The sequence below is a fragment of the Neobacillus bataviensis LMG 21833 genome, assembly GCF_000307875.1.
Lineage (GTDB): Bacteria > Bacillota > Bacilli > Bacillales > Cytobacillaceae > Neobacillus > Neobacillus bataviensis.
In genome coordinates this window covers 25,697-38,839 of the sequence record NZ_AJLS01000127.1, presented here as the reverse complement: position 1 = coordinate 38,839, position 13,143 = coordinate 25,697, and the positions used below count along the sequence as shown (strand labels likewise).

The window sequence follows — 13,143 nt, the reverse complement described above, 5'->3', positions numbered from 1 at the left end:
TTTTTGAATTGAGGTGGAGCTTGTGTCGATTTTATCAAGTATGTTGAAAAGAAAGCAAAAAAAGAGACAGAATGATAATTACAGGCAAAAGCAGGATCCTCTGATACCGGAAGATTTAACAGTGCTTATGGATTATCAGGATAATATCAACCGAATAAAGGGGGAATTTGGAAACAGTACTGATATCGTCTTTCGTGAATTTAAATTTGGGCGCAAAAGAGGAAGCTGTGTTTATGTTGATGGATTAGCAAACGAAGAATTGATCAGCGCCTTTTTTATGGAATCGTTAACAGAAGGGGAATGGGACGACAGCCCCCATGACTCTTTTCAGATATTAACTGATAAAGTAGTGAATTTAGGGAATATCCAATCTGTTACCAATTGGAATCAGGTATATGATAATATCCTTTCTGGAAATACCATATTTTTTTTAGATGGGTACAATAAAGCAGTTAGTGTCGAGACAAAGGGCTGGGAAAAGCGCTCCATTACGGAACCTTCCACCCAATTAGCGATTCGCGGGCCAAAAGATTCTTTTACGGAAACATTAAGAACGAACACTGCCCTGATCCGAAGAAGAATAAAAAGTCCGAATTTATGGTTAGAATCGATGAAAATAGGGAAGGTATCACAAACGGATATTGCAATTATGTACTTAAAAGGGATTGCGAATGAAAAAATTGTTCAGGAGGTAATGGAGCGGTTAAAAAGAATCGACATTGACTCCATTCAGGCCTCAGGGTTTATCGAGCAATTAATCGAAGATCAAGCGTGGACAACATTCCCGACTACATACCATTCAGAAAGACCGGATGTAGTAACTTCACATATTCTTGAGGGAAGGGTTGCCATTATTGTAGATGGGACACCATTTGTTGTTACTGCACCTGCTATTTTTATTCAATTTTTCCAGGCTCCTGATGATTATTACTCCAGATTTGATATTTCAACTGGGATTCGGATTTTAAGAATTTTGGCTTTTTTTATCGCCTTAATAGGACCAGCTTTATATATTGCGGGTACAACCTTTCATCAGGAGATGATTCCAACCACTATGGCGATCGCGATTGCAGCGCAAAGAGAAAGCGTACCTTTCCCAGCCTTTGTCGAGGCCTTAATCATGGAGATAACCTTTGAAATATTAAGAGAAGCAGGTTTGAGGCTCCCGAGGGCTGTTGGTCAAGCAGTTTCTATTGTTGGAGCTTTGGTCATTGGTCAGGCAGCTGTCCAAGCCGGGATTGTGTCACCGGTTATGGTAATCGTTGTTTCGATTACCGCTATCGCCAATTTTTCAACACCAAGTTTTGCTATGGCCATTGCAGCAAGGCTGATTCGTTTCATTTTGATGGGCTTGGCGACAATATTGGGCTTTTATGGGATCATGTTAGGGCTAATGTTTATGGCGATCCATTTATGTTCACTTCGTTCATTTGGAATCCCGTATATGTCCCCAATAGCCCCATTTAACATTCGCAACCAACAAGATGTATTTATTCGTTTTCCTATATGGGCAATGAAATATCGACCTATGTTTATCAGCAAAGGTAATATCATACGATCCGGAGAAAATCAAAAACCGGGTCCGCCAAAGCAAGGGGAAAACAATCAAACTTCCAATGGTGAATCATGATGAGAAAAGTTTTCGTTATGCCATTACTGTTGGTTCTGATTCTGCCAGTTCTCAGCGGATGCTGGAATCAAAAAGAGTTGACTGATTTAGCCTTTGTCATGGCAATGGGGATTGACAAAGGTGAAGACAAAAAGTTTGAAGTTTCCTTTCAAATCGTTATTCCGGGTAATGTGTCTACAGGACAAAATGGAGGGGCTCAGGGACTTCCAATTGCTGTTTATACTAGTTCAGGAGATACTCTAACAGAAGCAACCAGGAAAGCGACGAAAGTAATTTCACGCCGATTATATTATGCCCATACCAATTTAATTGCTGTAAGTGAAGAAATAGCCAAGGATGGCCTTCTTGATATCCTAGATGCTTTAGACAGAGAACCGGAATTTAGGACGACAACGGAACTTGTTGTAACGAGAAAAATCCCTGCAATAGTATTGGTATCTGCTCTTGCAAATCTTGATAAACTGCCTGTCAACAAAATAACAAAAGAGATAGATTCGACTGAAATGATGTTAGGTGAAAATATGAGCGTTAATATCGATGATTTCCTCAGCGGGCTTGTCAGTAAGGGGAAGGAACCAATAGTTAATGGTTTTATAGTAAAGGGTGAACCGGAAATGGCAGGGAAATCAGCAGACCTTCAGCATACAAAGGCATTAGCTATTCTTGGAGCTGGTGGGCTAGCCGTTTTTAAAAAAGGGGAATTAACAGGCTGGGTTGAAAACGAAAACGCCCGTGGAGTAGTCTGGATTTTGGATAGAGTAAAAGGTACGTCTGTTCATGTAGATTGGAATGGAAAAAAGGATGCCATTACTATGGCAATCATTCGATCAAAAACCAATGTGTCCGTTAAGTTTAAAAATGGTAAACCTGTCATACATGTTGCGATTGAAGATGAAGGCTGGATTAGCGAAGCGAATACCGCAGTAGACTTAATGAATCCGAAAGATATAGAGAAAATTGACAGACAGGTTGAAATAGAAATAAAACAGCAAATTTTAGCATCCGTAAAAGAAGCGCAAAAAATGAAGAGTGATATATTTGGATTTGGTGAGAGGGTGCACAGGAAAAACCCTAAGTATTGGAATAAAGTAAAAAGGAATTGGGGGGAATATTTTGCTAATCTCGAAGTAAAAGTAAAGGTCGATTCATACATACGCCGCGAAGGGATTCGAACAAAGCCGTTTTGGTCAGATTTTAATCAATGACCCTGAGAAAAGGGGCAAGTGTAATGGAAAAGGCAAAAATCAAGGCATCACAAATGTTTATGCTAGTGGTCTTGTTTGAAATGGGCAGTGCCATTCTTATAGTTCCCGGATTTTCAGCAAAACAAGACGCATGGGTCGCCATCTTGTTAGGCTTAGCTGGCGGTTTAGTGTTATTTCTCGTTTATTACCAGCTTTACAAGTATTACCCTGACGTGCCATTAACGAGTTATGTTCAAGAAATAACCGGAAAATGGATTGGCCGGCTTCTAGGCCTGTTGTATATCATCTATTTTATGTACTTTGCTACAAGAGTATTACGTGATTTTGGAGAGTTGTTAACGACTACAATTTATTATAATACTCCGCTCATCGTTATTAATTCGTTAATGATGCTAACCATTATATATGGTGTACATAAGGGGATTGAAGTGATTGCAAGAGTCGGAGAACTGTTTTTCGCGGTTATTTACTTAATGGCAATGACTGGGTTTGTTCTCATTTTATTTTCGGGGATTATCGATCTTGGAAATCTTCAACCAATATTAGAGCATGGATGGAAGCCTGTTTTCATCGCATTTCTTGGGGAAACGATCCTGCGCCCATTTGGAGAAATGATTGCTTTCACGATGCTTCTACCCTATTTAAATGATCAAAAAAAAGTAAAAGCTGCTTGTATGTTCGGAATGATTTTAGCGGGAATTAATGTTACTATCACGGCTGTCATAAATGTGGCTACGGTAGGTGTAGATTTATTTTTACGGTCTAATTTCCCGCTGCTAACGACTATAGGTAAAATTCAATTAGCTAATTTTATTGAACGATTGGATGTCTTATTTATGCTTTATTTAGTGATCGGTGGCTTCTTTAAAATCTCCTTATTTTTCTATGCAGCGGTAGTCGGGGCAACTGACCTGTTTCGCTTTAAAAACCACCAAAAGCTAAGTTTTCCCATTGGTTTAATAATCTTGCTTTCTTCTGTAACGATTTCATCGAATTATGCGGAACATATTAAAGAGGGTATCAAAGTGGTTCCTATATATTTACAATGGCCATTTCAAATTATCATTCCCGCCCTATTACTAATCATTGCCTTTTTCCGAAATCGAAAGAAAAAAACAATAAGCTCATTAACTAGCGCTGGGAAAAGGGGATAATGCAATGGAAAAGGCAAAAATCAAAGCATCCCAGCTGTTTATCTTGGTGGTTCTGTTTGAAATGGGCAGTGCCATTCTCGTGGGACTGGGAGTGTCAGCAAAACAAGACGCATGGATGTCGATGTTGTTAGGCTTAATGGGCGGCTTAGTACTATTTCTTGTCTACTATCAGCTTTATAAGTATTATCCGAAACAGCTTTTAACCAGTTATGTTCAAAACATTACTGGTAAATGGGTTGGTCGTTTTATTGGGTTGATGTATATTATCTACTTTATTTATTGCGCAACAAGGGTAATGCGTGATTTTGGTGAATTATTAACGACCACGATTTATTTTAATACCCCGCTGATTGTCATAAATTCCTTGATGATGTTGACGATTATTTATGCGATCCATAAAGGAATAGAGGTGATAGCAAGAGTGGGAGAACTATTTTTTAGTGTCATCTACCTGATGGCATCGGCTGGCTTCCTTCTCATTCTTTTTTCTGGATTAATTCATCTGGAATATCTTCAACCAGTTTTAGAACACGGCTGGAAGCCTGTGTTCATCACATTTATTAGGGGAACTATCACCTTTCCCTTTGGGGAAATGATTGTTTTTACTATGTTGCTTCCCTATTTAAATGATCATAAAAAAGTAAAACTTGCTTGTATGGGTGGGATGATTTTAGCAGGGATTAATGTTACGATTACCTGTGCCATAAATGTAGCAACATTGGGAGTAGACCTTTTTGAACGCTCTAACTTCCCTTTGTTAACTACGATAGGAAAAATACAATTGGCTAATTTTATCGAACGTCTCGATGTTTTATTTATGCTCTATTTAGTGATTGGAGGATTTTTTAAAATATCGCTATTTTTTTATGCAGCGGTGGTCGGGGCAACGGATCTTTTTCGTTTTAAAAACCATCAGAAGATGAGCTTTCCGATTGGTTTAATTATTCTGTTAGCCTCTGTAACGATTGCAACTACTTATGCAGAACATATTCAAGAAGGGTTAAAAGTGGTACCTGTTTATTTACATTGGCCTTTTCAAATTATCATTCCTACCTTATTACTTATCATTGCTTTTTTTCGGAAGCGAAAGCAAAAAACAACAAGCCCGTCATAGTGCTTGTTGCTTTTTATGTTTATTCTTATTTTCTTGATATATTGGCAGGGTCATGTGCACTGTGGTTCCTTGATTCTTTTGACTTTCAAAACGAATCGCCCCTTGGTGGGATTGTACAATTTTAAAGCTGACAGTTAATCCAAGGCCAGTTCCTTTCTCCTTTGAAGAGTAAAAGGGTTCGCCAATTTTTTCTAATCGTCCCTTGGAAATCCCGCAGCCATTGTCTTTTATCGTTATCAAAACCTTTTCCTTCTCAAGCAGTTCAAGTCCGATTGAAACAGTTCCACCATTGATCGTGGCTTCAATTGCATTTTTAATAACATTGATAAACAATTGCTTTAGCTGGTTTGGCTCGCATTCAAGGTAGATGTCCTGTTCCGGGAAATTTGACTCGATCTGAACATTATAATAAATCGCCTCGGTTCGGAGCAACGAAATGACATCATTCAATAGCTTTCGAATTTCTGCCTTTGTAAATTTAAGATGCTGCGGTTTAGCTAATAGCAGCAGCTCTCCAACAATGTGATTAATTCGATCTAATTCATCCGACATAATTTGATAATATAATTGATGCTTCTCATCTTCCACTTGTAAAAGCTGAACAAACCCCTTTAAAGAGGTAAGTGGGTTGCGAATTTCATGGGCAACACTAGCAGATAATTCGCCGACTACAGAAAGTTTTTCTGTTCTTCTTAGGCGCTCCTCGGTTTTTCTCAAGGTGGTTATATCCCTGCCATACCCTATGATTCCCGTAATATTATCATCGATAATGATGGGAAGTGACGTACATTGTAGAGTAATCGTTTTACCATTTTTATGTGGGATTTGAATCTCATACATAACCGGCTTTACTTCCTCAACAACAGTGGAAATAAAGCGGGGCAGAAATCGTTTATATTTTTTCGGCAATAAAGTTCCTACATTTTTACCAATCATCTCGTCCCGATTGAAGCCTGTGATCACATCAAAGTGTGGGTTGAGGTTCGTGATCTTTCCATCCAGATCCAACATATAAACAATATCTGGGCTGTACTCAAATAATGATTTATATTGCTGTTGGCTTTCTGCCAATTGTCTGGCCATTTCCTTTTTTTCGGTAATATCCCGTCCAATAATCACTAATCCTTGTCTTGAGCCATCAAAATGAAAAAGAGGGACTTTGATCGTATCAAATATTTTGGTTGTACCATCAGGAACGGGGAGAACTTCCTCAATACGGGTAATTTCTCCATTTTCCCATGCTTCTTCATCAGAAACCTCACAATACCTAAGGGCGTCGGCGTAAAAGTCTGTATATTCGGCTAATTCTGAGTCCCTTTTTCCGCGATAATCTACGTCCTCAAGCTGGAACAATTGTAAACCAAAATCATTCGCTTCAATCCATCTTCCTTCACCGTCTTTGAAGTTCACAAAGTCAACCATTGAATTGATTAAGGTGGATAAACGATTCTGATCTTCCTGAGAAACCGATAGCTCTTGTTTCTTATTGAGAAAAAAATAAATAAATCCGCCCGTTACGAGTATATAAAAAATTTCTTTCGATCTCTCAACCAATGACATATAGGAAGAGGGTACTAGCTGATGGATGAGAAAATTCGATACATATATCCAAATTAAACTAGTGATAAAATAAAGGATAACTAGCTTTTTTTTGCTCATGAAAATCTCCAGTTCTTTTAAGGAAACAACGATTCCAAGATAGTGTTACTTTTATTGTTTATCATACAAGATATAGAAATATTTTGGAATAAATTTTACACTATTCTTTTCCCAAGGATCAGTAAATCTCTTTCGATTCCATCCAAAACTGCCACATTTGGCAAATGTGCCCACTTTTCAAATCCAAAGCGATTGAACAGATTAATACTAGGTTCATTATGACCAAAAATAAACCCAAGCAGGGTCTTAATTTCAAGTTTCGGGCAGGCGTCAATGGCTTTTTGAATGAGAAATTTCCCAAGTTTTTTTCCGCGAAAATCTTGATGTATATAAATACTAATTTCTGCAGTTGCATTATAAGCCGGTCTGCCATAGAACGATTGGAAGCTTACCCAGGCGCAGATAATGCCGTCCATCTCTACGACCCATAATGGACGTAAAGTGGGCGAATGATCATTAAACCATTGCATCCGGCTTTCAACTGATACAGGCTCCAAATCGGCCGTTACCATTCTGCCCGCAATGGTTGTATTGTATATTTCAATAATTTTTGGCATATCCTGTATTTCTGCATCTCTAATGGTGAAGGCTTCAAACATTTCTATTCCACTCCCGTATTTTTTAGTGTAATTAGATTTTATCATAGCGTTAAGATTCAATATTTTCAATTTAAAGTTGATCAGATAGGTAGCATTATTTTGGCAAAAAAAAGGCTCATTCCCGTTTTACCGAGAAAGAGCCTTTTCTTAAATGGCTGCATTTTCAGGTGGCAGTCATTTTCGTTTCGAATGCCTTAGCCTCTACCAGCGATGGGCCTTGGCATTGCTCCTTAAGATGATCGCATTTTGCGTCAATTGCGTTTGTCCATTAACCTGTGATCTGGCAAACTTTGGACGCGTCGTATTTTGGTGAAAGAGTTCTGAGTGCGGATCCAATTGATCTTTGTAGCTCATCAAAAATCACCTCATCATAGGATTTGAAACGATGATATTCATATGAATATCAAACATATTATTTGTTAAAAAGCAGGAAAATAAACAAGAAAGGCGAATTTAATTAAATTTAACCTTGTGTTATCTGAAATTTCGGAATAAAATAAAACTAACATACCAACCGGTAGGTATGTATCCGGTGAATTTTGCATATTCTTTTTAAGAAGTAAAAGCTAGATTTCAAGAATAAGAATGGAGTGATTGGTGTGTATTTACGTTTGACGGATGAACAAAAAATGGTCCAGAAAACCATTAGAAGATTCGTAGAAAAAGAGCTCATTCCACTTGAAAACGATGTACTTAGAAATGAACGAGAAGGCAAACCAAGTCTCCCTCCCGGAAAGCTAAAAGAGCTGCAATTAAAGGCGAAGGAAGCAGGTTTTTGGGGAATTAACACACCTGAAGAATACGGCGGTGCTGACCTCGGGCAAATGATGATGGCGATTGTCTTAATCGAAATTTCCAAAACGTTTGTACCTTTTCAGTTTGGCGGTTCTGCAGATAATATTCTTTATTACGGAAATGAAGAACAAAAGAAAAAATACTTACTTCCCACTATTAACGGCGAGAAGAAATCATGCTTCGCGATGACCGAGCCTGGTGCAGGGTCAGATACAAGAAATATTAAAATGACCGCCGTGAAAGATGGGAATGACTGGGTGTTAAATGGAGAAAAGACCTTCATTACCGGTGGAAACGAAGCGGACTTTGTCATGGCGATTGCGATCACCGATAAAGAGTTGCACCAATCAACAAATGGCCGGGAAGGCGTCACATGCTTTATTGTGGATCGTGCGATGGGCTGGAAATCCGAGTATATACATACGATGGGAGAATGGGGTCCAGCCGGTTTAGTGTTTGAAAATGTCCGCGTTCCGGAGGAAAACATTCTCGGTGAATTACACAAGGGCTACAATCTTGGACTTGAGTGGATTGGCTTTGCACGATGGGTTGTCGGGGCAAGAGCAGTTGGTTCCGCTGAACGTCTATTACAAATGGCGATTGACTATGCAAAAGAACGGGTTACTTTTGGTAAACCAATTGCAGAACGGCAGGCCATCCAGTGGCAGATTGCAGACTCTGCGGTTGAAATTGAAGCAGCTAAATGGCTGGTTTTGAACGCTGCCTTTACACTTGATAATGGGGAAGATAATCGTCACTTAGCATCGATGGCAAAATTATATGGTGCCAATATGGGTAACAATGTCGTTGACCGTGTTCTGCAAATTCATGGCGGCATGGGCTACACGAGGGAATTGCCGATTGAGCGCTGGTACCGTGAGGCAAGACTTTGGAGGATCTACGATGGAACGGATGAAATACAGCGTATGATTATTGCACGTAACCTTATTAAAGGTCATGTGAAGGTTGGGCAATACGTTTAAATCTTTACTGTAAGCGTTATCTATTTAAATATATTTATTTCAGGGGGAAGCAAAATGACAGGTAGATTTGCAGGTAGAGTGGTATTGGTAACAGGCGGTAGCCGTGGTATTGGAAAAGGGATTGTTGAACTATTTGCACAAGAAAACGCTAAGGTGGCCTTCATTGATTTAAATGAAGAGGCATTAAGCGCGACAACAAGTGAATTAAAAGAAAAAGGCTATGACGTCTATTCAAAGGTTGCGAATGTAGTTGAGGCCGAGCAGGTGGAAGCCGCTGTTAAGGAGGTTTACGAGACGTTTGGGTCTGTTGATGTTTTGGTAAATAACGCCGGCGTCATCCGTGATAATTTATTGTTTAAAATGACGGATTCCGATTGGCAAACGGTTATGGATGTACATTTAAAGGGATCTTTTAATGCGGCCCGTGCTGTTCAAAAATATATGGTGGAACAAAAATATGGCCGTATCATCAATATTTCTTCCACTTCAGCTCTTGGTAATCGGGGTCAGGCCAATTACGCAGCAGCAAAAGCAGGCCTGCAGGGCTTTACTAAAACACTTGCAATCGAATTGGGGAAATATGGAATTACTGCTAATTCTGTCGCACCTGGATTTATTGAAACCGAAATGACGAAAGAAACAGCTGCAAGAATTGGCATTCCTTTTGAGCAGTTAATTCAAGCAAGTGTGGCTGCGATCCCAGTCGGTCGAAGCGGGAAGCCTGCGGATATCGCTAATGCTGTTGCCTTTTTTGCTGATGAAAAATCATCCTTCGTTAATGGTCAAGTGATTTATGTGGCCGGTGGTCCAAAAAATTAATTTGTTGTGAGGTGGAGTTGAAATGTTTAAAGAGCAGATAGGCAAGATCTCTAACAAGGTAAAGAATGTCGTTGAAAGAGGGGCGGTTAAGAACTTTGCTGTAGCCATTGGCGACCCTCATCCAATCTATGTTGATGAGGATACTGGAAGACATTCCAGATATAAAAACAATATCGCCCCGCCAACCTTCCCAAGGGTATTTGATTATGGTGTTATTGAAGGATTAAACCTGCCAAATAAAGGCTTGATTCATGGAGAGCAAAGCTTTCACTATGTCCGGCCATTACTGGTGGGGGAAGAAATTTACTGCTACTCAATCGTGAAAAAGTATTTTGAGAAAAAAGGGAATTTTGGTGAGATGGGATTCCTCGTACTTGAAAGCTTTGGTGAAGATTTGGCCGGGAATCCCATATTCAGTTCAACCTCAACGGTTGTCATATCGGAAGCTGTGAGGAAGGTGTTGGTAAAATGAGTACACTTTTAGAATTGCAGGTTGGTGAGGCGGTAAAGGAAATTCAACTGGAGCCTGTTTCAAGGATGGATCTCATTAAATATTCCGGTGCTTCAGGTGATTTTAACCCGATTCATACGATCGATGAAGAGGCTAAGAAAGCGGGTTTACCAGGAATCATTGCCCATGGGATGTGGACAATGGGAAATTTGGCGAAACTGTTTACTTCTTATTATGAGGATGGGTTTGTTCAGGATTACTCGATCCGTTTTAAAGGGATGGTCTTTTTAAACGATGTGGTTACGCTTAAAGCAACATTAAAGGAAAAGCAGGAAAAGACGCTGCGCTTCGCTGTCCAAGCTGTTAACCAACAGGGGAATAATGTTTTACAAGGTGAGGTTGTGTTTCAACAATATTAAATAGGATGAAGGGTTGGCTTCGTACAAAATTTCCCCAGCACCAATAAGGTATCCCTTTTGCTGCTGGGTTTATTTTTGTCAAGCTAGGGCGGGGCCCTATTTGGAAGAAAGATGAAGGAGGAGGAGTAAAATTGAATTTCAGCTATTCTGAAAAGGTAATCGATTTGCAAAAAAGACTGACAGCATTCATGGATGAGTATATTTATCCGAATGAAAAGGTTTATGGGGAACAAATTGATAAAAAGGATCCTTTTTCAAAGATTCCGCCAATAATGGAAGAATTAAAAGAAAAGGCGAAACAAGCAGGGTTATGGAATTTGTTTTTACCAGAAAGTGAATATGGGGCCGGTTTAACCAATACTGAATATGCACCGCTTTGTGAAATCATGGGCCGGTCAGCGATTGCCCCTGAGGTATTCAATTGCGCAGCCCCTGACACTGGAAATATGGAAGTGCTTGTCCGCTATGGAACCGAAGAACATAAGGAAAAATGGCTTAAGCCCTTATTAGATGGCGAGATTCGTTCATGTTTTTCGATGACGGAGCCAGATGTGGCCTCATCGGATGCAACAAATATTCAGGCTAGCATTATCCGCGATGGGGATGAATATGTCATCAACGGAACCAAATGGTGGTCATCAGGTGCAGGGGATCCGCGCTGTAAAATTGCGATTGTCATGGGGAAAAATGATCCTGACGCCCCAACGCACGAACAGCAGTCGATGATTTTGGTTCCATTAGATGCTCCAGGTGTCACGATTAAGAGGGTTTTGCCCGTTTTCGGATATGATCATGCGCCGCATGGCCATGCCGAAATTGAATATAACAATGTCCGAGTACCTGCATCCAATATGCTTTGGGGTGAGGGAAAAGGATTCGCCATTGCCCAAGGTCGGCTAGGGCCGGGACGAATTCATCATTGTATGCGATCAATTGGTGCGTCAGAACGGGCATTAGAGGAATTATGTAAGCGTGTACAGAGCCGAACGGCCTTTGGGAAAAAGCTTTCTGAACAGGGAGTAATCCAGGAATGGATTGCCGATTCGCGCATTGAAATCGAACAGGCTAGGTTGCTGACACTGAAAGCCGCGTACATGATGGATACCGTCGGGAATAAAGAAGCGAAGGCTGAAATTGCGATGATTAAAGTGGTTGCTCCTAATATGGCTTTAAAGGTAATCGATCGGGCAATTCAAGCCTTTGGAGCTGCAGGTGTCAGCGAGGATACACCGCTTGCGGCAAGCTGGGCAAATATTCGCACACTGAGGTTGGCAGACGGCCCGGATGAAGTCCACCGGAGAGCGGTTGCCAGACATGAACTGAAGAAATATCGTTGAACTTTTTAATAGGGGGAATGATTCATGCATGTCAAACAGCTGTTTGATTTAACCGGAAAAGTGGCGATTGTAACAGGGGGAGGCAGGGGTCTTGGACAGCAAATTGCTGAAGGCTTTGCCGAAGCGGGTGCGAATGTGGTGGTCTGTTCAAGACGAGTCGAAGCCTGCGAGGAAGTTAGTGAAGGCTTGAAAAAGCTTGGAGTGGAGAGCCTTGCCTTAAAATGTGATGTCACCAATCCTGAGGACGTTAGAAATGTGGTTGAGCGGACAATGGAGAAATTTGGACGGATCGATATTCTCGTTAACAACAGCGGTGCTTCCTGGGGGGCTCCTGTTGAGGAGATGCCACTGGAGGCTTGGCAAAAGGTGATGAATGTGAATGTGACGGGCACTTTCTTAATGTCCCAGGCTGTTGGAAAAGTGATGCTCGAACAGAATGCCGGAAAAATTATCAATATTGCTTCTGTAGCCGGGTTAAAAGGGAGCAATCCTAAATATATGAATGCCATTGGCTATAACACCAGCAAGGGTGCGGTCATCACCTTTACAAAGGATTTAGCTGTGAAATGGGGTCCAGAAGGAATTTATGTAAATGCAATTGCTCCAGGCTTTTTTCCAACGAAGATGTCTAAAGGATTACTCGACCATGGCGGAGAGGCGATTCTTGAAGGAACGCCATTGCGAAAGTTTGGTTCGGATACGGATCTTAAAGGGGTTGCCTTATTTCTAGCATCACCGGCATCGGATTTCGTGACTGGAGACGTTGTCGTTGTCGATGGCGGGGCACATGCGATGTAACTTTTACATTGACCGAAGTGAGGAATAATTCGGTTGAACGGTAAATGAAAACGGGTTACATTGACCGAACGAGGAAAAAAACGCTCAAGCGGTAAATGAAAAGGGGTTACATTGACCGAACGGAGGAAAAATGCGCTCAATCGGTAAATGAAGAGGGTTACATTGACCGAACGAAGGAAA

The 13,143-nt window shown here is 40.6% G+C and carries 13 protein-coding genes; 10 read left to right on the top strand and 3 right to left on the bottom strand.

The window, feature by feature from the left end; all coding sequences use genetic code 11:
• The first annotated feature begins 40 nt into the window (after positions 1–40).
• From BABA_RS18690 to BABA_RS18675, 4 genes are read left to right on the top strand one after another with little or no spacing between them, the layout of a single operon-like run.
• Complete coding sequence (locus BABA_RS18690) at positions 41–1,630, top strand: spore germination protein (protein WP_040346937.1); 1,590 nt, start codon at positions 41–43, stop codon at positions 1,628–1,630.
• Positions 1,630–2,835: a Ger(x)C family spore germination protein gene (locus BABA_RS18685; protein WP_007086792.1), complete on the top strand. Its 1,206-nt coding sequence runs from the start codon at positions 1,630–1,632 to the stop codon at positions 2,833–2,835. Before BABA_RS18690 ends, BABA_RS18685 begins: the two co-directional genes overlap by 1 nt.
• 23 nt (positions 2,836–2,858) lie before the next feature.
• Entirely contained in the window at positions 2,859–3,989 is a 1,131-nt protein-coding gene (locus BABA_RS18680; protein ID WP_007086791.1) for a GerAB/ArcD/ProY family transporter, read from the top strand.
• A gap of 4 nt (positions 3,990–3,993) precedes the next feature.
• Positions 3,994–5,103: a GerAB/ArcD/ProY family transporter gene (locus tag BABA_RS18675; RefSeq protein WP_007086790.1), complete on the top strand. Its 1,110-nt coding sequence runs from the start codon at positions 3,994–3,996 to the stop codon at positions 5,101–5,103.
• Here BABA_RS18675 and BABA_RS18670 read toward each other — a convergent pair.
• The 3 genes from BABA_RS18670 to BABA_RS26725 all read right to left on the bottom strand — a co-directional run bounded on the left by BABA_RS18670 (position 5,098) and on the right by BABA_RS26725 (position 7,715).
• Positions 5,098–6,762 (bottom strand): PAS domain-containing sensor histidine kinase, encoded by a 1,665-nt coding sequence (locus BABA_RS18670; protein WP_007086789.1) that lies wholly within the window; start codon positions 6,760–6,762, stop codon positions 5,098–5,100. The two genes, BABA_RS18675 and BABA_RS18670, sit on opposite strands and share 6 nt — an antisense overlap.
• A gap of 95 nt (positions 6,763–6,857) precedes the next feature.
• Positions 6,858–7,361 carry a GNAT family N-acetyltransferase gene (locus BABA_RS18665; RefSeq protein ID WP_007086788.1) on the bottom strand — a complete coding sequence of 168 codons (504 nt, stop codon included), beginning with the start codon at positions 7,359–7,361 and terminating at the stop codon, positions 6,858–6,860.
• A 201-nt stretch (positions 7,362–7,562) separates the two neighbouring features.
• Positions 7,563–7,715, bottom strand: coding sequence for a YpzG family protein (locus BABA_RS26725; protein ID WP_007086787.1), 153 nt, complete (start codon positions 7,713–7,715; stop codon positions 7,563–7,565).
• 245 nt (positions 7,716–7,960) lie between these two features.
• Between BABA_RS26725 and BABA_RS18660 the strand changes: the two genes are divergently transcribed.
• The 6 genes from BABA_RS18660 (at position 7,961) to BABA_RS18635 (ending at position 12,963) form a co-directional block, all read left to right on the top strand.
• Positions 7,961–9,139 carry an acyl-CoA dehydrogenase family protein gene (locus BABA_RS18660; protein ID WP_007086786.1) on the top strand — a complete coding sequence of 393 codons (1,179 nt, stop codon included), beginning with the start codon at positions 7,961–7,963 and terminating at the stop codon, positions 9,137–9,139.
• 54 nt (positions 9,140–9,193) lie between these two features.
• Complete coding sequence (gene fabG, locus BABA_RS18655; RefSeq protein WP_007086785.1) at positions 9,194–9,958, top strand: 3-oxoacyl-ACP reductase FabG; 765 nt, start codon at positions 9,194–9,196, stop codon at positions 9,956–9,958.
• Between the two features lie 22 nt (positions 9,959–9,980).
• Entirely contained in the window at positions 9,981–10,430 is a 450-nt protein-coding gene (locus BABA_RS18650; protein WP_007086784.1) for a MaoC family dehydratase N-terminal domain-containing protein, read from the top strand.
• Positions 10,427–10,828 carry a MaoC family dehydratase gene (locus tag BABA_RS18645; protein ID WP_007086783.1) on the top strand — a complete coding sequence of 134 codons (402 nt, stop codon included), beginning with the start codon at positions 10,427–10,429 and terminating at the stop codon, positions 10,826–10,828. Before BABA_RS18650 ends, BABA_RS18645 begins: the two co-directional genes overlap by 4 nt.
• A gap of 131 nt (positions 10,829–10,959) precedes the next feature.
• Complete coding sequence (locus BABA_RS18640) at positions 10,960–12,165, top strand: acyl-CoA dehydrogenase (RefSeq protein WP_007086782.1); 1,206 nt, start codon at positions 10,960–10,962, stop codon at positions 12,163–12,165.
• 24 nt (positions 12,166–12,189) lie between these two features.
• The gene (locus BABA_RS18635; protein ID WP_007086781.1) at positions 12,190–12,963 is read left to right on the top strand and encodes an SDR family oxidoreductase; all 774 of its coding nucleotides are present in this window, start codon (positions 12,190–12,192) and stop codon (positions 12,961–12,963) included.
• Positions 12,964–13,143: the final 180 nt, after the last annotated feature.